Annotated in this window: 25 protein-coding genes; 19 read left to right on the forward strand and 6 right to left on the reverse strand. The window is 70.7% G+C overall.

Annotation, left to right across the window (positions count from 1 at the left end):
• The first annotated feature begins 17 nt into the window (after nucleotides 1–17).
• The 14 genes from AB0J90_RS09695 to AB0J90_RS09760 all read left to right on the forward strand — a co-directional run bounded on the left by AB0J90_RS09695 (nucleotide 18) and on the right by AB0J90_RS09760 (nucleotide 16454).
• Nucleotides 18–1583 carry a phosphate ABC transporter substrate-binding protein PstS gene (locus tag AB0J90_RS09695; protein WP_363594003.1) on the forward strand — a complete coding sequence of 522 codons (1566 nt, stop codon included), beginning with the start codon at nucleotides 18–20 and terminating at the stop codon, nucleotides 1581–1583.
• Nucleotides 1580–4180 (forward strand): hypothetical protein, encoded by a 2601-nt coding sequence (locus AB0J90_RS09700; protein ID WP_363594005.1) that lies wholly within the window; start codon nucleotides 1580–1582, stop codon nucleotides 4178–4180. Before AB0J90_RS09695 ends, AB0J90_RS09700 begins: the two co-directional genes overlap by 4 nt.
• Nucleotides 4181–4336: 156 nt before the next feature.
• A complete protein-coding gene (locus AB0J90_RS09705; protein WP_363594007.1) occupies nucleotides 4337–5374 on the forward strand; it encodes a hypothetical protein in 1038 nt (345 codons plus the stop codon).
• Between the two features lie 294 nt (nucleotides 5375–5668).
• Nucleotides 5669–6712, forward strand: coding sequence for a hypothetical protein (locus tag AB0J90_RS09710; protein WP_363594009.1), 1044 nt, complete (start codon nucleotides 5669–5671; stop codon nucleotides 6710–6712).
• Between the two features lie 313 nt (nucleotides 6713–7025).
• On the forward strand, nucleotides 7026–7778 hold the full coding sequence (locus AB0J90_RS09715; RefSeq protein ID WP_363594011.1) for an Ig-like domain repeat protein: 753 nt from the start codon (nucleotides 7026–7028) through the stop codon (nucleotides 7776–7778).
• Between the two features lie 114 nt (nucleotides 7779–7892).
• Nucleotides 7893–9227, forward strand: a complete 1335-nt coding sequence (locus AB0J90_RS09720) for an Ig-like domain repeat protein (RefSeq protein WP_363594013.1) — start codon at nucleotides 7893–7895, stop codon at nucleotides 9225–9227.
• A 124-nt stretch (nucleotides 9228–9351) separates the two neighbouring features.
• On the forward strand, nucleotides 9352–10137 hold the full coding sequence (locus AB0J90_RS09725; protein ID WP_363594015.1) for a hypothetical protein: 786 nt from the start codon (nucleotides 9352–9354) through the stop codon (nucleotides 10135–10137).
• A complete protein-coding gene (locus AB0J90_RS09730) occupies nucleotides 10134–11117 on the forward strand; it encodes a class E sortase (RefSeq protein ID WP_363594017.1) in 984 nt (327 codons plus the stop codon). Before AB0J90_RS09725 ends, AB0J90_RS09730 begins: the two co-directional genes overlap by 4 nt.
• Nucleotides 11118–11235: 118 nt before the next feature.
• Entirely contained in the window at nucleotides 11236–11958 is a 723-nt protein-coding gene (locus tag AB0J90_RS09735) for a phosphate ABC transporter ATP-binding protein (protein ID WP_363594372.1), read from the forward strand.
• A gap of 298 nt (nucleotides 11959–12256) precedes the next feature.
• Nucleotides 12257–13483 (forward strand): Ig-like domain repeat protein, encoded by a 1227-nt coding sequence (locus tag AB0J90_RS09740; RefSeq protein WP_363594019.1) that lies wholly within the window; start codon nucleotides 12257–12259, stop codon nucleotides 13481–13483.
• A gap of 176 nt (nucleotides 13484–13659) precedes the next feature.
• A complete protein-coding gene (locus tag AB0J90_RS09745; RefSeq protein ID WP_363594022.1) occupies nucleotides 13660–14823 on the forward strand; it encodes a DUF916 domain-containing protein in 1164 nt (387 codons plus the stop codon).
• Between the two features lie 10 nt (nucleotides 14824–14833).
• Complete coding sequence (locus AB0J90_RS09750; RefSeq protein ID WP_363594024.1) at nucleotides 14834–15691, forward strand: hypothetical protein; 858 nt, start codon at nucleotides 14834–14836, stop codon at nucleotides 15689–15691.
• Nucleotides 15692–15708: 17 nt separating this feature from the next.
• On the forward strand, nucleotides 15709–16131 hold the full coding sequence (locus AB0J90_RS09755; protein WP_363594026.1) for a hypothetical protein: 423 nt from the start codon (nucleotides 15709–15711) through the stop codon (nucleotides 16129–16131).
• Nucleotides 16132–16145: 14 nt separating this feature from the next.
• The gene (locus AB0J90_RS09760) at nucleotides 16146–16454 is read left to right on the forward strand and encodes a DUF4229 domain-containing protein (RefSeq protein ID WP_363594028.1); all 309 of its coding nucleotides are present in this window, start codon (nucleotides 16146–16148) and stop codon (nucleotides 16452–16454) included.
• Between the two features lie 52 nt (nucleotides 16455–16506).
• Here AB0J90_RS09760 and AB0J90_RS09765 read toward each other — a convergent pair whose 3' ends face one another.
• Nucleotides 16507–16908 carry a YbaB/EbfC family nucleoid-associated protein gene (locus AB0J90_RS09765; RefSeq protein WP_363594030.1) on the reverse strand — a complete coding sequence of 134 codons (402 nt, stop codon included), beginning with the start codon at nucleotides 16906–16908 and terminating at the stop codon, nucleotides 16507–16509.
• Nucleotides 16909–17045: 137 nt separating this feature from the next.
• Between AB0J90_RS09765 and AB0J90_RS09770 the strand changes: the two genes are divergently transcribed.
• From AB0J90_RS09770 to AB0J90_RS09785, 4 genes are all read left to right on the forward strand, one after another.
• Entirely contained in the window at nucleotides 17046–17648 is a 603-nt protein-coding gene (locus AB0J90_RS09770) for a hypothetical protein (protein ID WP_363594032.1), read from the forward strand.
• The gene (locus AB0J90_RS09775) at nucleotides 17645–17956 is read left to right on the forward strand and encodes a hypothetical protein (RefSeq protein WP_363594034.1); all 312 of its coding nucleotides are present in this window, start codon (nucleotides 17645–17647) and stop codon (nucleotides 17954–17956) included. Before AB0J90_RS09770 ends, AB0J90_RS09775 begins: the two co-directional genes overlap by 4 nt.
• Nucleotides 17953–18744, forward strand: a complete 792-nt coding sequence (locus tag AB0J90_RS09780) for a WXG100 family type VII secretion target (protein WP_363594036.1) — start codon at nucleotides 17953–17955, stop codon at nucleotides 18742–18744. Before AB0J90_RS09775 ends, AB0J90_RS09780 begins: the two co-directional genes overlap by 4 nt.
• 200 nt (nucleotides 18745–18944) lie before the next feature.
• A complete protein-coding gene (locus AB0J90_RS09785) occupies nucleotides 18945–20834 on the forward strand; it encodes a M14 family zinc carboxypeptidase (RefSeq protein WP_363594038.1) in 1890 nt (629 codons plus the stop codon).
• A 68-nt stretch (nucleotides 20835–20902) separates the two neighbouring features.
• On the opposite strand, the gene AB0J90_RS09790 is transcribed toward AB0J90_RS09785, so the two are convergent.
• Genes AB0J90_RS09790 through AB0J90_RS09805 form a run of 4 tightly spaced genes read right to left on the reverse strand, consistent with a single transcriptional unit; the run spans nucleotide 20903 to nucleotide 23539 of the window.
• On the reverse strand, nucleotides 20903–21640 hold the full coding sequence (locus tag AB0J90_RS09790) for an ABC transporter permease (RefSeq protein ID WP_363594040.1): 738 nt from the start codon (nucleotides 21638–21640) through the stop codon (nucleotides 20903–20905).
• Nucleotides 21641–21654: 14 nt separating this feature from the next.
• A complete protein-coding gene (locus tag AB0J90_RS09795; RefSeq protein WP_363594042.1) occupies nucleotides 21655–22569 on the reverse strand; it encodes an ABC transporter ATP-binding protein in 915 nt (304 codons plus the stop codon).
• Nucleotides 22566–22898, reverse strand: coding sequence for a transcriptional regulator (locus tag AB0J90_RS09800; protein ID WP_363594044.1), 333 nt, complete (start codon nucleotides 22896–22898; stop codon nucleotides 22566–22568). The genes AB0J90_RS09795 and AB0J90_RS09800 overlap by 4 nt, the downstream gene beginning before the upstream one ends.
• On the reverse strand, nucleotides 22895–23539 hold the full coding sequence (locus tag AB0J90_RS09805) for a transporter (protein WP_363594046.1): 645 nt from the start codon (nucleotides 23537–23539) through the stop codon (nucleotides 22895–22897). Before AB0J90_RS09805 ends, AB0J90_RS09800 begins: the two co-directional genes overlap by 4 nt.
• Before the next feature lie 325 nt (nucleotides 23540–23864).
• Here AB0J90_RS09805 and AB0J90_RS09810 point away from each other — a divergent pair, with 325 nt between their 5' ends.
• Nucleotides 23865–24584: a hypothetical protein gene (locus AB0J90_RS09810; RefSeq protein WP_363594048.1), complete on the forward strand. Its 720-nt coding sequence runs from the start codon at nucleotides 23865–23867 to the stop codon at nucleotides 24582–24584.
• Between the two features lie 27 nt (nucleotides 24585–24611).
• On the opposite strand, the gene AB0J90_RS09815 is transcribed toward AB0J90_RS09810, so the two are convergent.
• Complete coding sequence (locus AB0J90_RS09815; RefSeq protein ID WP_363594050.1) at nucleotides 24612–25427, reverse strand: NAD(P)H-binding protein; 816 nt, start codon at nucleotides 25425–25427, stop codon at nucleotides 24612–24614.
• Nucleotides 25428–25454: the final 27 nt, after the last annotated feature.

The following is a 25454-nucleotide window of genomic DNA, read 5'->3' on the forward strand; positions in this document are numbered from 1 at the left end:
CCCTCGCGGCGGTTGCCGTGACGGCGCTGTGGGTCGCACCGGCGACCGCCGCCGCACCCGCCCCCAGCGGCCGCAACTACGTGGCGGTCAGCGGCAGCGGCTCGACCTGGAGCGAGAACGCGCTCAACGCGTGGCGGGCGGCGGTCCGGCAGCAGGGGATGACGATCAACTACAGCGGCGGCGGCTCCACCGTGGGCCGGAACAACTTCCGGGAGGGGACGGTCGACTACGCGGTCTCCGAGATCCCGTACGGACTCGAAGGCGACGGTTCGACCCGGAAGTACGCGTACATGCCGATCGTGGCCGGCGGCACGTCGTTCATGTACAACCTGAAGATCGGTGGCAAGCGGGTGACCAACCTCCGCCTCTCCGGCGAGGTGATCACGAAGATCTTCACCGGGGCCATCAAGCAGTGGGACGACGCCGCGATCAAGGCGGACAACCCGGGACTCGCGCTCCCCTCCCGGAAGATCATCCCGGTGGTGCGCTCGGACGGGTCCGGCACCACCGCCCAGTTCGTCATCTGGATGAACAGCCAGCATCCGGGGATCTGGCGGCCGTACTGCACCGCGCTGCGCAACGAGCAACAGTGCAACGTCCTGTCCAACTTCCCGACCAAGCCGGGTGCCGGTTTCGTGGGGCAGTCCCAGTCCAACGGCGTCTCCTCGTACGTGGCGCAGCCCTACGCCGAGGGCGCCATCACCTACGTCGAGTACTCGTACGCGCTGAAGAACCAGTTCCCGGTCGCGAAGGTGCTGAATTCGGCTGGCTACTACATCGAGCCTAGGGCGACGAGCGTGGCGGTGGCACTGACCAAGGCGGAGATCGACCGGGTCGACCTGACCCAGAAGCTCGGCGGCGTCTACAGCAACTCGGACAAGCGGTCGTACCCGCTCTCGTCCTACTCGTACATGATCATCCCGATCGCGCTCGAATCCGGGCTGACCCTGGACAAGGGCTACACCCTGGCGAAGTTCGCCTACTACTTCCTCTGCACCGGCCAACAGTCGGCCGACTCACTCGGCTACTCGCCGCTGCCGAAAAACCTGGTCGAGGCAGGCCTCCTGCAGGTCGAGCGGATTCCGGGCGCCGTGCACGAGGACATCAAAATCGAGAACTGCAAGAACCCGACCTTCTCCCCGGACGGCACCAACCTGCTCGTGCGCAACGCGAAGGACCCCGAGCCCTGCGACCAGCGGGGGCCGACGCAGTGCGTGACCGGCACCGGCGGCGCCCGGCAGAACACGGCCACCAGCGGAAACAGCCAGAACAGCACCGGCGGCGGCAACACCGGCACCGGCGCCACCAACCAGAACAACACCCCGGGTACGGCTCAGCCGACCACGGGCGCCCCGGCGGCCGTCGACCCGGACACCGGCGAGGTGATCGGCGGCGGCGACGGTGGTGGCGAACAGTTCGTCGCCGGAGTGCCGGTGTCGCTCGACGGTGAGGGCGGCTGGCAACTGCGGCACACGATGATGGTGCTGGCCGCACTGCTCCTGATCGCGCTGGTCGTCGGCCCGCCGCTGATCTTCCGCCGGGCCGGTTCGACCTCGGCCGGCGACATACGGGGTAATCGGTGACGCGGGTCCGGGGCGCGGCCCCCGTACGCCGCAGGCTGACCGCGGCGGTGCTGGCGGTGCTGGTGGCACCGCTCGCGCTGCTGGTGACCGGAGCACCGGACGGCCACCGGCCGGTGCTCGCGGCGCAGGTCGCGGACACCCCGACCGAGTCGGCCATGACCAAACACGGTCGGCCGGGCAAGTACCAGGACTTCTCCGCGCTCCAGGTCACGGTCTCGCAGACGAAGAGCCTGGTCAACCAGGCCATCACCGTCACCTGGAAGGGTGGCGAACCGACCGAGCCGGTCCGCTACTTCGGCAAGAACTTCCTCCAGGTCATGCAGTGCTGGGGGCCGGACCCGGACGCCCCGGACTTCCGGGAGACCTGCCTGTGGGGCGCGAGCGGGGCGAACCCGACGGAACTCTTCACCGGGCCGGACGCCCTGCACCGCCGGGTCAGGGCAAGCTTCCAGGCCAGCGGCGGAGTACGCGAGGTGGACCCGGCCGAGGCCGCCCTGCCCGAAGGCGTCCGGCTGCCCGACGGTGCCGAGTATCCGCCGTTCCGGTCGGCCCAGGGCGATCGGCAGACGTGGGGGACCAGCCCGTTCGGGGAACCCGCCTGGGTCCCGCCGATCGAGAACTACTTCGACCGGAACACCACCAACGAACTCCCGTTCGGACGTACGGCACGTGACGGCACCGGTCGCGCCACCTTCGAACTCCAGACCACCACCGAGGAGCGGGACCTGGGCTGCGGGGACCCGATCCAGCAGACCGACGGCTCGACCAAGGGCCGACCCTGCTGGCTGGTCGTCGTACCGCGGGGTGGGTACGACTGGAACGGCGAGCCGCTCGACGGCAACGCCCAGGGTGGTCGGGTCGTCGACGGGTCACCGTTGTCGGCGACCTTCTTCGCCGACCGGATCGTGTTCCCGCTCGAGTTCGAGCCGGTGGGCAGCTTCTGCGCGGAGAACAGCGAGTTGCGGCAGACGGTGGGCTCGCATCTGATGGAGGACGCGGCCGCGTCCTGGTACGGCGCCCTGTGCGCCGGCAGCAGTCGGCCGCCGCTGGTGCTCAACCCGATGGGCGACGTCGAGGCGAGCCAACAACTGCGCACCGAGGTGTTCGGCGCACCGGTCGGTCTGGCGTACGTCACCGACCCGGTGGTCCGAACCGAGTACGACCCACCGATCGTCCACGCCCCGGTCGCCCTCGGCGCGGCGGTGATCACATTCCAGATCGAGGGGCGGGTTCCACAGACTGCGCCGGACGTCGACCAGGAACTGGCCAACGTGCAGGTCCGCGATCTGAAGTTGACGCCACGGCTGGTCGCGAAGCTGCTCACCCAGTCCTATTCCAGGGAGATCGTGCAGGGCGCGGTCGGCGACCGGGTGACGTACCCGAGTCTGCGCCAGGATCCGGAGTTCCTCGATCTCAATCCGGTCTTCGCCAGGTTCGAGACGAACTTCCACCCGTCCGGGATCCTGGTCACCGACGGCAACTCGGCGCTGGCACACCAGGTCTGGCAGTGGGTGCTGTCCGATCAGGAGGCGGTGTCCTGGCTCGCCGGCGCCAAGGACCCGTCGGGGATGACGGTCAACCCGAACTTCCTGCCCGTCTTCGCCGGGGGTACCGCGCCGGCGAACTTCCCGAAGGCCGACCCGAACTGTTTCGACATCGACGGTCCGGTGATCCCGGACGGTCCCGACGACGGGGACGAACCAGACGACGGTACGGCGCCCGAGCGTTGCGCCACGCACATCTCGCCGTACGTGGACACCCTGCGCAAGGCCGCCAGCCAGACCCTGCGCGGCCAGTCCGGGGCGCAGAACTGGGTGATCAACGGTGACTGCCCGCCGGGTCAGAAGGACTGCTGGAAGTCGGATCCGCCGCAGCCCGTCGGGCAGCGTTTCATGCTGTCCATCACCGACGCGGCGTCCGCCGCCCGGTACGCGCTGCCCACCGCGCAACTGCGCAACCGCGCAGGGGAGTTCGTCGGGCCGACCCAGGCGAGCCTGCTCGCGCAGGTGCAGAACGCCGCCGAGCCGAGCGCGGTCGAGGGCGTGACGCAGAACAATCCGCACAAGCCGGTGACCGGCGGTTACCCGCTGGCGATGCTGACGTACGCGGCGGTGAACCTCGGTCTGCCGAAGGACCAGCGGACCGACTACGCCCGTCTGCTGCGCCACGCCGCCACCACCGGTCAGGTGCCCGGCGTGCAGTTGGGACAACTGCCTCCGGGGTACGTCCCGTTGCCGCAGCCGTTGCGGGACCGGACCCTCGCCGCCGCGACCGAGGTGGAGAACTACACCGCGCCCACGCCGTCCCCGACCGACACCGAGAGCCCACCGCCGCCGCCACCGGCGGCCAACCCGAAGCCGCCGACCCCGGGTGCGCCGCCGGCACCGAGTGCCACCGCGAGCCCGAGTCCCAGCGCCGTCCCGCCGACGCCCGTGGCGCAGACGACGTTGACCCTGGGACAGCCGGTCGGGTGGATCCGTTTCCTCATCCTCGTTGTCCTCGGGCTCGGGTTGGCGAGCATCGTCGCCGGTCCGGCCATGTGGCTGCGCGGATATCGCAGGTCGCCGTCGAACAGTTCTGCCCCGCCTCGCACCTAATTGCTCTCATCGATTCATTCGGCCTACATGTTGGCGAAACAATACGCACTTGACGTTCCCTTGATCACGGTATCGAGAAGTGCTCTCCGAGACTGATGCTCCTGACGGCCCACCGAATTTCAGAGGCGGGTGCTGTCTCTTTCGAAAGGGAGAACAATGCAGGTGAAGATTTTCGGCAGAACGGCCGGCATCGTCGGGGGTGTGGCCCTCGCGATCGCGCTGCTGGCCAACCCGGCCGTGGCCGACCCGAGCTCGGCGACCGACTACCGGCAGCTCGCCGGGACCGGGTCGGACACCACCCAGGACGCGATGAACGGACTGGCCGAGGCGATCACCATCGGTGGCAGCAAAGTCATCGCGTCCTGGGACGCGCGTGGCTCGGCGAACATCAAGACCAAGGCCACCGGCTGCGAGTTCGCCCGCCCGAACGGCTCCGGCGCCGGTCGTACGACGCTGCGTAACTCGGAGACCGCTGGCAACGCGATCGCCGGCTGCGTCGAGTTCGCCCGCTCGTCCAGCGGCACCACCAACGTCCCGAGCGGCAACGGTGTCTGGATCCCGTTCGGCGTCGACGCCGTCTCCTTCGTGATCAACCAGACCAGCGACCTGCCGATCAACATGCCGGTCGGGCAGCTACGCAACATCTACCGCTGCATCATGGAGGACATCGCCGGCACCCCGGTCCAGCCGCTGTTGCTCCAGGCCGGCTCCGGTACCCGGCAGTTCTGGAACCAGCAGATGGGCATCACCGACCAGGAGATCGCGCTCGGCGACTACCCGTGCCTGCTGCCGCCGGCACAGGGCGGCACCGGCCTGGACCCGGTCCAGGAGCACGACGGCCGGGTGCTGGCCGGACACCTCGACTACCTGCTGCCGTTCTCGATCGCGCAGCACATCGCGCAGGGCAACAGCCTGCCGGGCGTCGAGGACCGGCGTGGCCCGTCGGACCTCGGCAGCATCGGCGGCGCCTCGCCGTACGCGACCGGGTCCAACCCGCGGACGCTGAACACGAACTTCCCGTTCCGCCGGGACGTGTACAACATCGTGCCCACCGCCGACCTGGGCAACAGCCTGATCGACCAGGTCTTCACCGGCGCGGACTCGCTGGTCTGCCAGAACACCGCCGTCATCCAGCGCTACGGCTTCGGTGCCGCCGCGACCTGTGGCGACACCTCGCTGCGGGGCACGCTCTGAGCGGTGGCGGGCCGGCCGTCGTCGGCTGGTGACGTACCACGGCAAGCTCGTGCTCGCGGCCGGATCCACGGCCGCGAGCACGAGGCCGCTCCAGGTCGCCCACCCCGCAGGGCGCCGCTGATGACCGAGCGTAGTCAGTTGGATTCATCTGGCCTTCATGCGGGCGAAGTATTGGGCGCGAAACGTTTCCGAAATACGGGTGTCGATGTCTTCGGGAGTCGGTGAATGCTGGTCGTGGCCCATTCAAGTATGGAAATGGGCCGAACCTCCTGTCTCTCTCAGAAAGGGAGAACAATGCAGGTTAAGTCCTTCGGCAAGGCGTTCGCGGTAGCCTTCGGCGCCGCTGTCGCCGTCGCGCTGGTGGCCAACCCGGCCGTCGCCGACCCGGACCCGATCACCGACTACCGGACACTGGCCGGCACCGGCTCGGACACCACCCAGGACGTACTGAACGGGCTGGGGAACGCGATCACCATCGGTGGCAACAAGGTCATCGCCTCCTGGGACGCGCGGGGCACGGCCTCCATCAAGACCAAGGCCGCCGGCTGCTCCTTCAGCCGCCCCAACGGGTCCGGCGCCGGCCGTACCTCGCTGCGCGACTCGGAGACCGCGGGCAACCCGATCGCCGGTTGTGTCGACTTCGCCCGCTCGTCCAGCAGCACCACCCACACCCCGAGCGGCAACGGCGCCTGGATCCCGTTCGGCGTGGACGCCGTGACGTTCGCCATCAACCAGAGCAGCGACCTGCCGATCAACATGAGCCTCGGCCAGCTGCGCAACATCTACAAGTGCGTCGTCAGCGACATCGCCGGTGTCGACGTGCAGCCGCTGCTGCTCCAGGCAGGCTCGGGCACCCGGCAGTTCTGGAACCAGCAGATGGGCATCACCGACGCGGAGATCGCCGCCGGTGACTACGAGTGCCTCGTGCCGCCGTCGCAGGGTGGTACCGGCGTGGACCCGATCCAGGAGCACGACGGCCGGGTGCTGACCGGGCACAACGACTACATCCTGCCGTTCTCGATCGCCCAGCACATCGCGCAGGGCAACGGCCTGCCGGGCGTCGAGGACCGCCGCGGCCCGTCGGACCTCGGCCGGATCGGTGGTGTCTCGCCGTACGCGACCGGGACCACCCCGCCGAACGAGGTGCTGAACACGAGCTTCCCGCTGCGTCGCGACGTCTACAACATCGTGCCGACCGCCGACCTGACCAACGCCACCATCGACGCGGTCTTCACCGGCTCGGACTCGCTGGTGTGCCTGCAGACCACCCTGATCCAGCAGTACGGCTTCGGTGCCGCCGCCAACTGTGGCGACACCTCGCTGCGCGGCAACCTCTGACGATCGGTTCCCTGATCCGGTCCATCGCCCGGGTCTGATCCGGTGAACGACGTCGCGCCCGTGGACGGCACAACCGGCCACGGGCGCGACGCCACCCGCCCCTTCGACCACCGCTCCCACGCGTTCATCTGGCCTTCACGATGGCGAGGCATTCGAGCACGAAACGTTTGAACAGTTCGGGTGTTCGTATTCCCGGCCCGCCAGGAATGCTGATTGCGATTCACCACAGCGGGGTTTGTGGCTCGAATCCGGTATTTGCGTCAAACCGTTTCTTCGAGGAACCGCAGGACCGTACCGAGAGAGGAAGTGCTTCGTGAGCAAGGCCAAGTCTCTGCTCGGCCGGGCGGCAGCAGCGCTGTCGACCGCCGCGATCGTGACCCTTGCGCTGGCCGGTTTCGCCGGGCCCGCGCAGGCGGAAAGCCCCATTCTCGGCACCATCGCACTGTCACCGGCCAGCGGCAGCGTGACCGACAACCCGTTCGTGACGAGCGCCGTCGCCTCGGCCGCCTGTCCGACCGGGTACGGCGACAACGTGTCGCTGCGGGTCGGCGCGGTCGGTGGGCCGTACAACCTGCTCGCCCGGATCAGCAGCGACAGCGGCTACGACCAGGCGCCGGTCACGCTGGCCGCCAACCGGTCGCTCGCCACCGCTCTCGGCGCCACCCCCGCCGACGGCACCTACGAGGTCACGATCACCTGCTCCGGTGGCGAGACCGGGACGTACCCGAAGAACTTCTCCACGCTCATCGGCGTCACCGGCGGCAACTGGGCCGTGAAGAGCGCGGCGGCCACCAGCACCAGGCTCACCGCCAAGCCGATCCTGTTCGCCTTCAAGGGCCAGAAGGTGACCCTGGCCGCGACCGTCGCCCCGAACGCGGCCGGCACCGTCGAGTTCTTCGCCGACTCCACCAGCGTCGGTACGGCGCCGGTGACCAACGGCAAGGCCACCGTGTCGACCACCGCGCTGCCCGGTGGCCTGCTCAAGCTCGAAGCGACGTTCACCCCGGACGACCCGCGCCTGCACAAGCCCTCCCACTCGCAGATCTGCTACATCGTGATCGGTTGACATATCGCGCCATTGCGCGGGCGGGTGGCCGGAAGTCCTATGTGGACCTCCGGCCGCCCGGCCGTGTTTCCCCGACGGAGAACGGTCGTGTTTCCCATCAGAGAAAGGAATCTCGTGAACAGGCTCACCCGCCTCGTCCACCGAGCCGGCGCGTCGATGGTCGCGGCCGGGATACTCGGCGTCGCCGCCATGACCGGTGCCGTGCTGGTCGGGCTCGCCCCGTCGGCACAGGCCGCCGTGCTGGGCGCGCTCACCCTCAACCCGACCAACGGCACGCTGGGCGCCAGCCCGGCACTGATCGGAGCCTCGACCCCGGCGGCCTGCCCGGCCGGCTTCGGTGACCAGGCCGTCCTGAAGGTCGGCCCGGTCGCCGGCACGTTCTTCAACCTGGCCAAGATCGCGTCGGACGGGGATTACGACAAGCAACCCTTCACGCTCGCCGCCAACCGATCCATCCTCAAGGCGATCGAGCCGAATTCGATGACGGCGGGCGACTACCGCATCACCGTCACGTGTGTCAGCGGGACGCTGGGTGACCACCCCGACCAGTTCGAGACGGTGATCACCGTCGAGGGCACCAACTGGCATGTCAAGGGTGGTGGCGGCCCGACGAACACGCCGACGACCACCACGCTTTCCGCCTCGCCGACCGGCACCGCCGGACTGGACGAACTGGTGACCCTGACCGCCCAGGTGACCCCGCCGAGCGCGACCGGAACCATCCAGTTCAAGGCCGGGGAGGGCAGCACCGCCATCGACCTGGCCGAGCCGGCCGAGGTGACGGAGGGCGAGGCCACGGCGAGCGTACGCGGTGACGTGCTCGGCGACGGGGTGCACCAGATCACCGCGATCTTCGTACCCGCCGCAGGTGCCAGCTACGGACCGTCCACCTCCGCACCCCTTGAGTACGAGATCACCGACGCGTCCGTACGGACCACCACCACGCTCGTGGTGACGCCGACGGGCTCGGCGACACAGCATGGGGAAGTCGTCCTCACCGCGACCGTCACGCCCGCTACCGCAGTGGGCAAGGTGAAGTTCATCTACCGCAGCGCCTCGACCATCGGCAACCCGGTCCAGCTCGTGCAGGGCACGGCGACCGTACGGACCACCACACTGCCGCCCGGCGAGTACGCGCTGACAGCCAGGTTCGAACCGACCGACCCGGCAGCCTGGGAGCCCTCGGATTCACCCGAGGTGCCGTACCGGGTCATAACGGCGGCCACCCCCACGGCAACCCCGACCGCCTCGGCGACCCCGACGAACTCGGCAACGCCCAGCGAATCACCGAGCCCGACGCCCAGCGAGAGTCCGAACCCGGGTGGCGGCGGAGGCGGAGATCTGGCCCTGACCGGTAGCTCCATCCCGACGCTGGTCACCGGCGGATCCGTGCTCGTCGGCACCGGCGTCGGCGTCCTGCTGCTGTCCCGGCGCCGCCGCGGCCACTGAACGGTCCGAGCCGGCCCGCGACCCCTCACGGGCCGGCTCCGACGCCACGCGTCACCCGCCCGGGGCGGCGCGGACACGGCGTCTGATCGGTAGCCGGGCCAGCGGTGACGAGGAAGGAAGAGCAATGTCCAGACTGGAATCGCCGCATCGCCGCGCGACGGCGGTGCTGCTCGCGGCGGCCGCGGTGTCCGCGGTCGGGCTGCCGGCAGGGGCGGCGGAGGCTGTGCCGGTCCGGCGTGCCGGCGCCATCGGCCCGCTGACGGTCGAGCCGACCAGCGGAACCGTCGACGCCAACCCGATGCTCGTCTCGGCCACCACCCCGGCGCCCTGCCCGGCCCGGTACGGGGCGGCGGCGATGCTCCGGGTCGGTCCGGTCGGCGGCCCGTACAGCAACATCGTGCGGCCGGGACAGGCCGGTGACTACGACAAAGCGGCGTTCACCATGACCTCCAACCGGTCGATGCTCACCTCGCAGGGTCAGCCGCCGACGGACGGCGAGTACCAGATCGTCGTCGAGTGCGTCAGCGGCGACCTCGGTCCGCACCCCGACCGGTTCGTCACCTCGATCGTCGTCAGCGGCAACACCTGGCGGGTCAAGGGAATGGCCGCACCACCCGCCGCACCACCCACCCGGGCCGGTTCCAGCACCAACCCGCCCGCCCCGGTCGGTCCGGCGGCGACCGCCCCCGTGACCGCCCCGGCGACCGACAGCGGCCCGCCGCGGACCGGTCCCGCCCCGGCCGAGGCTTCGACCCCACCCGGCTCACCGGCGGCCGACGCCCGACTGGCCGGCGAACCCGTACGGGACGGGACGGCACTGCCCTGGGTGCTCGGCGCGCTGGTGGTCGTACTGGCCGCCGCCGGTGCCGCGGTACCGCTGATCCGTCGTCGAAGGAGAGTCCAGCCGTGACCGTGAGCGCCACCCCGCCGACCGCGCCCCCGGCCGGCGACCGACCGGCGGGTCCGGTCACCCCGCCGACCCCACCCGACGTCACGGCCACCCCGCCGGCCGTCGTACCGCCGCGTCCGGCCAGGGGCGCCGAAATCCCGGCGGTACGGATCACCGGCGTGGTGCTCACCCTGCTCGGCGTGCTGCTACTGGGCTTCGTCGTACACCTGACGTTGATCTCGGAGATCCGTTACGACCGGTCGCAGCAGGTCGCGTACGCCGACTTCCGCAAGGACCTGGCCGAAGCCGTGGCACCGGTCGGGCAGAGCGGTTTCGACAACCAGATCCTCCGGCTCGGCGCGCCCGTGGCGGTGCTGCGCATCCCCGCGCTCGGCACCCAGCAGGTGGTCTTCGAGGGGACCACCGCGGGGGTGCTGGCGGACGGGCCGGGACACCGCCGCGACACACCCCTGCCGGGCCAGGCGGGCACCAGCATGATCATGGGACGGCGGGCGGCGTACGGCGGGCCGTTCAAGGGTCTGCCGCTGCTCCGCGCCGGTGACCAGGTGATGGTGGTGACCGGCCAGGGCGAGCACGAGTACCGGGTCATCGGCGTACGGCACGGGGGTGAACCGCAACCGCCGAGGCTCGCCAGCGGTGCCGGCCGGCTGGTGCTGGCCACCGCCGCCGGCCGGCCCTACCTGCCGACCGACGTCGTGTACGTGGACGCCGACCTCGTCTCCGAGGCCCAGCCGGCCCCGAAACGGCGCATCGGCCCGGGGTCGCTGACCCGGGCGGAGAAGACGATGGCCGGTGATCCCACCGCGTGGACCGCTCTGCTCCTGTGGGGGCAGGCGCTGCTGATCGCCGCGTACGCGGTGAGTTGGGCCTGGGCCCGGTGGGGCGGCTGGCAGGCGTGGGTGGTCGGTGCCCCGCTGCTCAGCGCGCTCGGCCTCGCCGTCGCCGACCAGGTCGCCCGAGTCCTGCCCAACCTCTACTGATTACGGAGCCGACGTGACTCTCGACAAGACCCTCACGCTGTCCGCCGATCCGGCCGCGCCCGGTGCGCTGGCGGCACTGGAGGCGCGGTCGATCTCGGCCTGGTTCGGTCAGCACAAGGTGCTCGACCGGGTGTCGCTGACCATGGCGGCCGGCGAGGTGACCGCGCTGATCGGACCCTCCGGCTGCGGCAAGTCCACCTTCCTGCGCATCCTCAACCGGATGCACGAGCTGATCCCGTCGGCGACCCTGGCCGGCGAGGTGCTGCTCGACGGCGACGACCTGTACGCGTCGGCCCGGCGGATCACCGACGCCCGGCGCCAGGTCGGCATGGTCTTCCAGAAGCCCAACCCGTTCCCGACCATGTCCATCTACGACAACGTGCTCGCCGGTCTGAAGCTGACCGGCGTCCGGGCCGATCGCGACGTCAAGGACGCCCTGGTGGAGGAGTGCCTGACCAAGGCCGGGCTCTGGAAGGAGGTACGCGACCGGCTCCGGTCGCCCGGCGGTGCGCTCTCCGGCGGGCAGCAGCAGCGGTTGTGCATCGCCCGGTCGTTGGCGGTCCGGCCCCGGGTGCTGCTGATGGACGAGCCCTGTTCGGCGCTCGATCCGACCTCGACCCGCCGGATCGAGGAAACCATCGCCGAACTGGTGTCCGAGGTGACGATCGTGATCGTCACGCACAACATGCAGCAGGCGGCGCGAGTGTCCAATCAGTGCGCTTTTTTCCTCGCCGAACACGGCACCCCCGGCGCCATTGTCGAGCACGGCCCGACGGAGCTGATGTTCGACAGCCCGCGCGATCCTCGTACCTCCGATTACGTACACGGACGGTTCGGATAGGCGACGACGCCGACCGGCCGATCGGGGCTGGCCGGTCGGCGGCGACCCGAAATGACGAATTGCCAGGCGGGGCCTGGTTTGACATCTGCTATTAACACAACGGCTCTATCCGATTCCGCGAATTGTCAGTCCCGCGTCGGCTCGGCCGTAACCCGCAATTTTCCTTATGCATGTCCGGCGTAGACGTTGGCCTCCACGGCGGGTCACAGCCCGTGTGCAGCCTGATCGAGTTGCGGCCGGTCACCGCTCCCAATGAGGGAGAGCCGCCGTACCGCACTTCTCCTGAAGGAAGTGATCCATGAAGGCAACCAAGTCCCTGCTCGGCCGTACGGCCGCTCTGGCCGGCGCGGTCGCGCTGTCGGTGGTCGGTCTGGTCGGCGTCGCAGCGCCCGCCCAGGCCGCCGCCCTGGGTACGCTCACGCTCAACCCCACCACCGGTGACGTGGCCGCCAACCCGGCGCTGCTCGGGGCGACCACGTCGGCGGCCTGCCCGGCCGGCTTCGGCGACCAGGCAGTGCTGCGGTTCGGTCCGGTCGGCGGCCAGGTCGCGAACCTGAACAAGATCGCGAGCATCGGCAACTACGACCAGGCTCCGTTCACCCTCGACGCCAACCGGTCGATCACCACCGCCCTCGGCGCGGCACCGGCCAACGGCGAGTACCTGTTCGTGATCGAGTGCATCAGCGGCGTCAACGGCCCCCACCCGGACCGCTTCGAGACCGCCGTCACCGTCACCGGCGGTGCCTGGAAGGTCAAGGGCGCCGTGGAGCCGGCCACCCCGACCACCACCGCGCTGGCCGCCAGCCCGGCCGGTCCGGTCGAGCTGGGCACCAACGTCACCCTGACCGCCACGGTCGCCCCGGCCGCCGCCACCGGCTCGGTCGACTTCCGCCGCGGCGGTGCCTCGCTCGGCAGCGCCCCGGTCTCGAACGGCACGGCCACCCTCACCACCAACGCCCTCTCGGCCGGCACCAACTCGCTGACCGCCGTCTTCACCCCGGCGGACGCGGCGGCGTTCGCGCCGTCCACCTCCTCGGCCGTCTCGGTCCAGGTCACCGTGCCGGGCAGCCTCAGCGCCACCCAGGAACTGACCGCCGACGTGGCGCCGGGCGCGTTCTCGCTCGCCGTCGCCGGCAACGCCGTCGCCCTGACCGGTGGCGTCGTCGGCGGCGCGGCCACCGGTGCCCTGAACAAGGCCACGGTGACCGACCTGCGCGGCACCAACGCCGGTTGGAACCTGACCGGCCAGGTCGAGCCCTTCGTCGGGCCGGCGGGCGCCACCATCGCGGCGAACCAGCTCGGCTGGGTGCCGACCGCCAGCGAGGTCGACGAGAACTCCGGCACGGTCGTCGCGGGTGCGGCGGCCAACCCCGGTGCCGGCCTGGGCGACGCGCGCGCGTTGTGCAGCGCCGCGCAGGGCAGCAGCGCGGGTGTCTTCGAGTGCGGCGCCGCGCTGACGCTCGACATCCCGGACACCGCGGCTCCGGGCAGCTACAGCGCCACCCTGACCCTCACGCTGGTCTGATCCACCGGGTCTGACCAGCCAAAGGTCTGGGACCACCGGTGCGGCGCCACCCCTTGATCCCCCCACGGGGACGGTGGCGTCGCGCCGCTGGGACGACAACGGCGGGGGTACCTCGGGCACACCAGCCCGTGGCACCCCCGCCGCACCTCCGTTTCTGCGACCCGGGAGCCGTACCCATGACCGCCGCCCGTAGCCCACGCGTCCGTGCCATCTTGTTGCTCGCCGCCGCCGTGTCGGCGCTGGCCGTGGCGCCGCCACCCGCCCCGGTGCGAGCCGCGCCGGGCCCGTCCGCTCCCGCGCCCGCCGGTTCGGCCCCGGAGGAGTTCCGGTGGGCGGTGCAGCCCTCCAGTGCGACCGCCCCGACCGGGCGCAACCAGTTCATCTACGACCTGGGTCCCGGCCAGCAGGTCGACGACCACGTCGCGATCACCAACCTCTCGGCCAAACCGCTGACCTTCACGGTGTACGCCACCGACGCGTTCACCGCGACCGACGGCGCCTTCGCGCTGCTGCCGGCGAGCCAGCCGGCGAAGGACGCGGGCACCTGGGTCGGCTTCGACCGCAAGCCCCTGACGATCAAACCGGGGCAGCGGGTCATCGTCCCGTTCCGGCTCGCGGTGCCGGCGAACGCCGCCCCCGGGGACCATGCCGCCGGGGTCGTCGCGTCCGTGGCCGAACAGCGGGTCGACGCCGAGGGGCAGCGGGTCAACGTGGACCGGCGGGTCGCGGCCCGGATCTACCTGCGGGTGGGCGGACCGGTCACCGCAGCCGCCGAAGTCGAGTCGGCCCAGGTGACGTACGACAACCCGGTGCTGCCGTTCACCCGTGGCCCGATGACGATCACCTACCGGGTACGCAACACCGGCAACATCCGGGTCAACGGCAAGGTACGCCTGCGTGCCACCGGACTGCTCGGCCTCCCGCTGGGCGGAACCCAGCAGCTCGACCTGCCGGAGTTGCTGCCCGGCGCACAGGTCACCCTGACCCGGCGGCTCGACGGCGTACTGCCGGCCGGGCTGGTCACCGGTGTGGTGGAGGTCGACCCGTCGACCAGCCAGGGCGCGTTGCCGCAGACGACCCGTACCAGCTCGGTCCTGGCCCCGCCGTGGACGCTGCTGTACCTGGTGCTCCTGGTCCTCGCGGTGGTAGGCGCACGGTGGTGGCGTCGCCGCCGCAACACGACCACGGTCCCCGACGGCGGCCCGACCGGGCCAGCGCCAACCGCCGCGCCAACCGCCACGCGGGCTGGGAAGCCGTCGGGCGCGTCGGCCGGGAAGCCGTCGGCCGGGCCGTCCGAGGCGCCCACCGGTGACGCCGTGAGCGCCGACGCCCGTGCCTAGATCGCGTCCGTTGATCAGGTTCGTGCTCGCGCTCGGGGCCGCCGCCGTCGTCGCGCTGCCGGCAAATGCTCCGGCGGCGCTTGCCGCGCGGGCCGAGCCGAGCATCGTGCTCGACCGGGCCGAGGTCGCGGTCGGCGACCAACTCGCGGTACGGCTGGCCGGCTGGCCGGCCGGCAACGTGCAGGTGGAACTCTGCGGCAACGAGGCCCAGCGGGGCTCGATCGACTGTGCGGTGGGCGGGGCCGCGAGCGCCGCGGTCCTGCCCGACGGCTCCGGTGCGGTGGCGCTGACGGTGCCGGCGCCGCCGGGCGCCTGCCCGTGCGTGATCCGGGTCCGGCCGGTCGCCGGCGGCGAGACCCGAACCGCCCCGGTGGCGGTCAAGGGCGTCCCGGTGCGGACCGCCCCGCCGGCCGCGCCGGTCCCGACCGAGCTGGCCGCGTCCGGCGTACGGATCGTCGGGGCGGGTTCGCCCTGGGCCGCGCTCTTCGCCGGCCCGGCACACCGTACGGTGAAGGTGACGCTACGTAACCCTGGTCAGGCGCCGGTGCTGAGCCCCCGGCTGGCGCTGACCAGTGGTCGGCCCGGCCGCACCACGGTCATCGTCGCGGCACCCCCGGTGGGCCTGCTGGCACCCGGTCAGGAGCGCACATTCGACCTGCCCGTCACGTTCGGGGCGCCCACCTGGGGTCGGTACACCGTTCGGGGCGAGTTGCTCGGCGCCGACCAGCCGGAGGTGTTCTACGCGCACACCCACTCGTACCCCTGGGGTCTGATCCTGCTGCCGGTACTGGCCCTCGCGTACGCGACCGTGCGCTGGTCGCGGCGGGCGGGCCGGGGCGCCGTGGCGGCGGACCGGCGGTCGACCTGACGTACCCTCGACGGGTCATGAGCGAAGCGCAGAGCAGTTTTCCCCGGCGGGACGACAGCGGCAGGATCACCGGCCTGGCCGATCTCGGTGGCGTGGTCCTCGCCGGCCTGGTCATCGGTGTGCTGGCGCTGGTCCTGTTCGACTGGGCCTTCGAGTCGATCGGCCTGGCCGACTTCGGCAAGACCAACGGCTGGCTGGCGGTGATCCTGCCGGCCTGGCTCTTCGTCGAGGAGTACCGGGCATGGGGGCCGGGACCGGCCAGGGCGGCGGCGGCCGTGGTGGCTGCCGGGGTCGGGCTGACCACCGGTCTGCTCGCCGCGGGGCTGGCTGCCGGAGCGCCGCCCATCGTGTCGGGCGCGGCGGCGGCCGGGGCGTTCGCGCTGGTATATACGCTGATCTGGTATTTCGGCGTCCGGTGGTTGAACCGCCGGACGGGTTGATCGGAGATGGAATCGTGAGTCCCGCCGTGAAGTACACGCTGGGCCGGGTCGGGCTGTTCCTGGTGGTCATGGCCGCGCTGCTGCCGGTTCCCATGAGCATCTTCCTCAAGCTCATGCTGGCGGTGGTGTTCTCGGCGGCGGCGTCCTTCTTCCTGCTCAAGACCTGGCGTGACGAGATGGCCCAGCAGGTGGCCGGGGCGGTCCAGCGGCGGCAGGAGGAGAAGGCGCGGCTGCGCGCGGCACTCTCCGGTGACGACCAGCCCGCCACGGCCCCGCCGGCCTCCTCGACCACCCCGCCGGCCGACCCCGACACCACTCGCTGAGCGCCGGGGTCACCGCACCTCGCCTACCGGGAGGCCGGTCGGGGCTCGCGGCTCAGCGGTCCAGGTCGCGCCGTCGGGCCACCCGGTCCAGGTCGTCCATCAGGCCGTCCAGCCGGCGCATGCCCTCGTCCAGCTTGCCCAGCGAATCCTCGCTCGGCGCGGCCGCCAGCACCGGGGCGATGATCTCGTTCGCGCGGGTGCCGTACTCCCGTTGGGCCTCGCCGATGGCGGCGGTGACCTCCGCGGCGACGTCCTCCGCCGACAGCCGCATCGCGCCGGGGTCGATCCGCAGCTCCTGAATCGCGCCACCCGGACCGGTGCGCGCCCGCACGTAGCCGCGCGGCGATTCGCCGGTGCCGTACTGGTCGGCGAGGTCGTCCTGCATCCGCTGGATCCGCGCCACCTGCTGGTGGGCGTACTCGGCGAGATCCTCCAGATTCCGGATGTCGGGCACGTCGAATCCTCTCGGCGGGTGTCGGCCGCCAGGAGGGCCCCTGCGCAACCGAATGCGATGACAGGGCGCCGCTTCCCTACGGCGGGTCAGGGTGGACAGGATAGCGAGGCCGGTTGGGGCGGTGGCATTCTTGCCCGGTGGCCAAGGATGACACGCTCCACATTGAGCCGGCGCTGCGTCCACTCCTCGCGCCCGGGGAGCGGTTGCTGACCGCCGCGATGCTGATCAAGGACGTCGGTACGACCGACGACGTCTCCATTTCCGACGAGCTGAAGAACCTGCTCGACCCGACCATCCTGCTCGGCCTGGGCACCCATCCGGGCAACCTGTTGCAGCGGGCAACGTTCGGCCGGGCGGTGATCGGCCCGGAAGACAGCCCGGCCCGACGGCTGTACGACGCGGTCGACGCGACCACCTCACCCACCCTCGCGGTCACCGACAGCCGGTTGCTGGTCGCCGATCGCAAGACGGTCGACCGCGTCGGTGGAAGTTGGACCGACCGGTGGTTCGGTCCGGTGGAGTACGCCGCGACGCTGACCCACGAATCGCCACGGGACGCTATCGTCGGGGCGATCATGGCGCCGGCGGGTGTGCTCCGCCGAGGACGGTTCCTGGTCGTCTTCACCGACGGATCGGTCTGTGCCCTGATCGGCGGGCCGCCGAACGCGGGTCGGCGGGCGGCGGAAGCCATCGGCCCGCCCCGCCCGGCGGCGGGTACTCCTGGGGAGGAGCAGGCATGACACAACCGGTGAAGGTCTATCTCGACGCGATGACCAGGTACGCGGACGCGATGCAGGACCTCGGTACGGCCTTCGGCAACACCCGCGCCCTGCTGGTGGACGCCGACGTGAGCGAGGACAGCTTCGGGATGCTGCCGGAGTCCCGTGAGGTCGCGACGGTCTACGAGCAGCGCACCACGGACGGGCTGGAGGTGCTGCGTACCGGCGAGGACGTGTTCGGCGAGTTGGCGGTGGCGTTCCGCCAGATGCGGGACAACTACCGGGGCACCGACCAGGCCGCCTCCGACCGGTTCGGGGGAGGGAAGTGACCCGGGCGCCGAGCGGCGCGGAGCGGATCGAGGAGTATCTCGGCCCGGCCGGTGCGGCGTACGCGGTGATCAAGCCGATCGTCGAGTTCCTGGCCCACCCGATGGACGCGGTGACGGGTGACCCGGACCTGCTCAACGCCCAGGCGAAGGCGTGGCGGGACGCGGCGACCCGGATGGACCAGTTCGTCCTCGACGAGGTGGGCGCCCGAACCGACCTGCTCTCCTACTGGGAGGGGGAGGCGGCCGAGTCGTTCAACGCGCAGATGAGCCAGATCAACCAGTCGTTGGCCGAGATCGGTGACCACTTCGTAGCCACCGCGGAGTTGCTGGAGGGGTCGGCCGAGGGGGCTCGACAGGCGCAGGAACTGGTCGAGCAGATCGTCAAGGAGCTGATCGCCTGGGCGATCATCACCATCATCGTGGCGCTCGCCTCGGCCTGGATCACCGCGGGCGCGTCGCTGCTGGCGGGCGGCGCGGCCACCGGGGTGGAGGCGGCGCTGGCCGGGACCCGGGCGGCGGCGGTCGGGGTGAAACTCGCCAACCTGCTGCGCAAGGTGGCCACCTTCCTGAAGAAGATGAGCGACTTCGCGCGGGCGTACAAGCTGACGAGCATCCACAAGGTCGGGGTGCAGAACTGGGTGGGTGCCCGTTACGCCACCCAGGCCGGCTACCAGTTGCTGGCCACCAACTGGGTGATCAAGCAGACCATCGTCAAGCCGGTCCTCGGCCCGACGGTCGACAAGGTCACCGGCGCCGACCAGGCCTGGGACCTGCCCCAGGTGCTCTGACCAACGCCGGTTCGAGGCCGTGCCGACACCCGGCGCTGAAACCGAGCGCCAGGAGAACCGACCCTTCCCGGCGGTTTTCGCCGGTGTGACGATGATGTTGAGATGGAACAGGGAGAGTGATCGTCATTGATATGACCATGTGAGGGGTGATGCAGTGTGCGGTACAGAGCGGGAATCTCCGCACCCCCAGGAGGTTTTGCATGCCCTTCCGTACCCTCGTACCCCGGCGGTCGTCCCGGCGCCGGACCATCGCCCTCGCGACAACCGTCGCGATCGGCCTGTTCGCAGTCGTGACCAGCCCGGTCTCCGCAGATCCGAAGCCGGGCACGATCAGCGCCGCCACCAGCGCCGAGTACCGGGTGCTCGGTCCGCGCACGCTGGAGGACCGCAACGCCGTCGTCAAGACCGGCGCGGCGATCAACTACAGCGAGCACGGCATCCTGAACGTCACCGCGACCGCGGCCGAGGTGAAGGCGATCACGGCACTCGGCTTCACCCTGGAGGCCGTACCGGCGCCGCCCGCACGCGGTGCCACCGACGGTGTCGGCATCAACGCCTTCCCGCCCGCCGACTCGAACTACCACGACTACGCCGAGCTGACCGCGGTGATCAACCAGGTGGTCTCGGACCACCCGACGATCGCCCGCAAGTCCAGCATCGGCAGCTCGTACGAGGGTCGGGACCTGCCCGTCATCAAGATCTCGGACAACGTCGGTACGGACGAAGCCGAGCCGGAGATCCTGTTCAACTCCCAGCAGCACGCCCGTGAGCACCTGACCGTCGAGATGGCGATCTACCTGCTCAACCTCTTCACCGACAGCTACGGTTCCGACTCCCGGATCACCAACATCGTGAACACCCGGGAGATCTGGATCGTGCCGACGGTCAACCCCGACGGCAGCGAGTACGACATCGCCACCGGTTCGTACCGGTCCTGGCGGAAGAACCGGCAGCCGAACAGCGGCTCGTCGAACGTCGGCACCGACCTGAACCGCAACTGGGGCTACAACTGGGGCTGCTGCGGCGGTTCCTCCGGCACCACCTCGTCGGAGACCTACCGCGGCCCGTCCGCCTTCTCCGCCCCGGAGACCCAGGCGCTGCGCAACTTCGTCAACAGCCGGGTGGTCGGCGGTACCCAGCAGATCAAGGCGAACATCGACTTCCACACGTACTCGCAGCTGGTGCTCTGGCCGTACGGCTACACCACGGCGAACACGGCGGCCGGCCTGAACGCCGACCAGGAGGCGACGTTCCGCACGCTGGGCCAGCAGATGGCGGCCACCAACGGCTACACCCCGGAGCAGTCCTCCGACCTGTACATCACCGACGGCGACAGCCTCGACTGGCTGTGGGCGACGCACCAGATCTGGGCGTACACCTTCGAGATGTACCCCGGGTCGTCCGGCGGCGGCGGCTTCTACCCGCCCGACGAGGTCATCCCGGCGCAGACCTCCCGCAACCGCGAAGCGGTGCTGATCCTCGCCGAGGCCGCCGACTGCCCGTACCGGGTGATCGGCAAGCAGGCGCAGTACTGCGGCGGCGGTGGCGGCGGCACCACGGTCTGGTCGGACACCTTCGAGACCGCGACCGGTTGGACCACCAACCCATCCGGTACGGACACCGCCACCTCCGGTGCCTGGGAGCGCGGTACGTCGCAGGCGACCAACTCCAGCGGTGCCAAGCAGCTCGCCCCGGCGGGTGGCAGCAACGACCTGTCCACCGGCCGGCTCGCCGGCACCGCCGCGGGTGACTACGACATCGACGGCGGGCTCACCAGCGTCCGTTCGCCCGCGGTGACGTTGCCGGGCAGCGGCACGTTGACGCTGTCGTTGTCGTACTACCTCGCGCACGGCTCGAACGCGTCCTCGGCGGACTTCTTCCGGGTCAGCGTGGTGCACAACGGTGGCACCACCGCGCTGCTGACCCAGGCCGGGGCGGCGAGCAACCGCAACGGCGCGTGGACGTCGGCCAACCTCAACCTGTCCTCGTACGCGGGGCAGTCGGTCCGGATCCTGGTGGAGGCGACCGACGCCTCCGGCGCGAGCCTGGTCGAGGCGGGCGTGGACAACGTGACGATCACCAGCTCCTGATCATCCACAACCGACACTGCCCCGCCGGCCGGTCTCCCGGTCGGCGGGGCAGTGCGTGTGCAGAGGGTTCAACTGAACCGGCGACCCTCGTCCCGGCGGTACGCCCAACCGGCCGCCGAGGCCAGCACCACAACCCAGACCCCGAGCATGATCAGCGCGGTCGGCTCGGGACTGAAGTCACCGACCGCCGCCCACATCAGCTCGACCGCGCCACGGGTCGGCAGGAAGGGCGCGATCGTCTCGATGAAACCGGGTGCGTTACCCGGCGAGGAGAGCAGGCCACCACCGAAGGCGAGCGGGAAGAAGACGACCTGCGCCACCACGATCGCCGCCTTGCTCGGCAGCGCGTACCCGATGGTCAGTCCGAGCAGGGTGAACGGCACCGCGGCCACGACCACCGCGCCGAGCGCGAGCACGAACCCGGTCCCCGTGATCGTCGCCGGTGTCGCCACCGCCGCGATCACCACCACCGGGATCAGCGAGACGAAGGTCAGCGCGAGGCCGGCCAGGATCCGGCCGACGAAGCGCGGCGCCGGCCCGGCCGGCAAGGTCCGGGTGTACGGGTCCCAGGGCTGTGCCCGGTCCTCGGCCACGCCGATGCCGTACTGGAAGATGTTGCTGCTCATCACCGCGAAGGTGACCATCGAGGCGGTGGCGAAGGTGGCACCGGCCGGGTCGTTGCCGGTGAACGGCACCACGAAGAAGAGCATCGAGGCGGCCGGGAAGAAGGCGCTGCCGATCACCGCGATCGGGATTCGGATCGTCTCCAGGAGCTGGTACCTGGCATGTACGAGCGCGAGCTGCATGACTATTCCCCCGGTCAGGCGGTGATCGGTTGGGTGGCGGGCGTACCGGTTCCGACCGGTCGGTCGGTGTCGGCGGTCAGGGTCAGGAACGCCTCCTCCAGCGAGGTGGGTCGGATCTCCAGCCCGGAGAAGTCGACTCCGCTGGTTACCAGGTCCCGGACGAGTTGGTCCGCGTCGGCGGTCAGCAGGTGCGTACGCCCGTCGGTGTGTTCGGTGCCGAGCACACCGGGCAGCGCCGGCAGGTTCCCGGCGACCAGGCTGACCCGGCGTACGCCGACGATGTCCCGGATCGCGGTGACGGTGTCGTCGGCAAGCACCCGGCCCTGGCCGAGCACCACCACCCGGTGCGCTAGCGCCTCGATCTCCTCCAGGTAGTGGCTGCTCAGCAGCACCGTCCCGCCGTCGGCGTGGAAGGACCGGATGGCGGCCCAGAGGCTGTGGCGGGCCTCCACGTCGAGGCCGGTGGTGGGCTCGTCGAGGACGACCAGCTGGGGTCGACCGACGAAGGCCAGCGCCACCGCCAGCCGCCGCTTCTGCCCGCCGGAGAGCCCGCCGGTCTGCCGCCGGGCCAGGTCGGTGATGCCGAACCGGTCGAGCAGTTCGCCACGCGGGACCGGGTCGCTGTAGTGGGCGGAGACGAAGTCGACCACCTCGCCGACCCGCAGGGTGGGCGGCAGTCCGGTCTCCTGTGGGGTGACGCCGAGGCGCTGCCGGCTGCCCGGGTCGCGCGGGTCGCCGCCGAACAGTTCGACCCGCCCGGAGGTGACCCGGCGTACGCCGACCAGCATGTTCAACAGCGTGCTCTTGCCGGCCCCGTTCGGCCCGAGCAGGCCGACGAGTTCACCGGTACGGACTTCGAAGCTGACCTGGTCGAGGGCGGTGACGTTGCCGTACCGGCGGGTGGCCTGGTCGGCGCGGGCGAGAATCATGACGACTCCTGGGCGGGGATGGCTGCCTCGGGCGGGTCGAGCAGGGCGCGCAGCGCGGCGGTGTACTCCTCGAAGGCGAGTCGGCCGCGTCGGCTCAGCCGGACCAGGGTGGCCGGCGTACGCCCGTGGTGGGTCTTGGCGATCTCGACGTACTGGGCGTCTTCGAGTTTGCGTAGGTGCACCGAGAGATTGCCGGCGGTCATCCGCAGGATCTCCTGTAGCCGGGGGAACGTGATCCGGTCGCCCTCGGCCAGGGTGGCCAGGGTGGACACCACCCGCAGCCGGGCCTGGGCGTGGATCACCGGGTCGAGTTCCGGTGGTGTGGTCATGGCCTGTCCCGGCGGTTGAGCCAGGCGATCGTGCCGCCGATCAGCATGCCGCCGCCCCCGGCGAGCGCGACGATCAGCGCGTGCCAGCCGGGTCCGGCGTACACGCCGACGATGTTGATGGCGCTGAGCCAGATACCGAGGCGGAACAGGTTGCGGTCGAGCCAGATCGCCCCACCGGCCACGTGCAGCACCCCGGTCAGGCCGACCGCGGCGGCGGCCCAGAGCAGCCTGGCCAGGTCGTCCGGCTGCTGGTCGGTGACCCGGCCGAGGATGATCCCGTAGCTGACGAAGCCGAGCAGCCAGGCGACGCCGTACCACTGACCTCGACGGGCCGAGTCGCCGGTGATCTGCCCGTACGACCGGGCGCCGGTGATCGCGGAGAGGATGCCGGCGGCGCCGAGCAGGACGAAGAGCGCGGTCAGCGGCAGCCATTCGGGCAGGTTGACGAAGACCCGGTCGTCCGGGCCGAACCGGAGGAAGAACAGGCCGAAGCCGACCAGCCAGGCGATGCCCCACGGCCAGTAGACCAGCCGGGGGTCGGGGTTGAGCTGCCGCGCCGCCTCGGCCTGTTGCTGCCGGATCAGGCGCAGGGTCTCGGCCGGGCTCGCCGGGGGCTGTTCGTCGTCATCGTCCAGGGGCACGCAAACTAGTTTACATTTCAAAGCTGCTGCCCGGACCCACCCCGTCACCCACCCGACAGCCCAGCACCCGAACAAGCCCCGCCTACACCCCCCACGAGAACCCCCCTCACCTCACCCTCCCCTCCCCAGATCCGCCCTCTTGTAGAGAAAGAGGGCCTATCCGGGGCGGAATAGCGCCTCTTTCTCTACAAGAGCTGGGTCGGGTTCCCCACGCGTGCGGAGCGGGGTGGCGGGTTGTGTCGGGGGCGCACACTTGTCGGAGCGAGCCAGATCGGAGGCGGTCGATGCGTTCGAGGTGTCTTGTCCGGCTATCGGGTGACGTGTCATGAGGTGGTTCGCGGCCAAGTGCCCGGTGACCTCCGACGAACAACAGTGGATAGAGGACTCGCTGGACTGGCTGGTCGGCGAGTTCGGCAACGAGGTCCTGCGCCGCCCGGTGGTGCTGCCGACCCCGGAGTTCTTCCCGGACACCTACACCGGGAGCGAGGCCGACGTGCACCGGGTGGTCGGATTGCTCTGCCGGCGGCTCGGTGTCGACCCCGCCCGGCTGGAGGTCGAGTTCTTCGACGACGGCATCGGTGCCGACCTGCTGGCGAGCCTGCCGTCGTTCGCCGGTTCGTGGGCCGGCGCGGCAGGCCACTACCAACCCCGTGGCGACCGCGCCATTATCTCGATCAACAGCGCCGAGGCGGCCAACCCGATGTCACTGGTCGCGACGGTCGCCCACGAACTGGGTCACGTACTGCTCCTCGGCGAGCAGCGGATCGCCCCGGAGCGGCGGGACTCGGAACCCCTCACCGACCTGCTCACCGTCTTCTTCGGCTACGGCGTGTTCAGCGCCAACGCGGCGTTCGACTTCACCACCCACGGCGGCGGCTGGCGGGCCCGACGAACCGGGTACCTGACCGAGCCGATGTTCGGGTACGCGCTCGCCGCGTACGCCTGGCTGCGGGGTGAAGCCGACCCGGACTGGGGCCGGCACCTGGACACCAACCCGCGCGCCTACCTCAGGAAAGGGCTGCGCTACCTGCGGCAACGCGGCTGATCCGCAAGCGTTGTCGTCGTCGACCGGCTAGCCGAGCGCGAGCGCCACCGCCTGGCGCAGGGTGGTCGGCGGGCGGCCGAGCACCCGGTGCAGGTCGTCGGTCTGCCGTTCGAGCGCACCGGACCGGGCCAGACCCATCAGCCACCCCATCGGGCCGGGCGCCTGCTCGGTGGCCTCACGGTATTCGACCACCTGCCCGGTCGCCTCACCCAGGACCTCGGCGAGCTGCGAGTACGTCCACAGGGGACCGGTCAGGTCGTACCCTTGTCCCAGGTGTGCGTCGTCGATCAGCACGTTCGCGGCGGCCTCGGCGAGGTCGGTACGAAACGCGGTGTTCAATCCGCGCCCGCCGGTGCCGCTGGTCAGCTCACCGGACTCGACCGCCGATCGCAGCCCGGCGTTGATGAACGCGTCGCTGTAGAACGGGTTCCGCAGCATCGTCCACGCCAGCCCACTGTCCACGATGGCCCGCTCGGTGCCGTGGTGGGCCGCGTTCATGCCGTCGCCGTCGCGGTCCGCGCCGAGGAAGCTGGTGTAGGCGATGGCGCGTACGCCGCTGTCCCGGGCCGCCTCGACGGCCGCCAGGTGCTGCCGGATCCGCCGGTCCGGGGCAAGCTCCGGGGAGGAGATCAGCAGCACCCTGTCCGCCCCTGCGTACGCCGACCGGAGGCTCTCGGGCCGGTCGTAGTCGCCGAGGCGTACGTCGACACCGAGCGCGGCGAGGTCGGCGGCGCGGGCCGGTTCGCGTACGGCGGCGGTGATCCGGTCTGCGGGCAGCCGGGTCAGGAGGTGTCCGATCACCAGTCGGCCGAGTGCGCCGGTCGCGGCGGAGACAACGATCATGCAGGTTCCCCTTGCTGGTGACGGGCG

Source organism: Micromonospora sp. NPDC049523, assembly GCF_040676775.1.
Lineage (GTDB): Bacteria > Actinomycetota > Actinomycetes > Mycobacteriales > Micromonosporaceae > Micromonospora_G.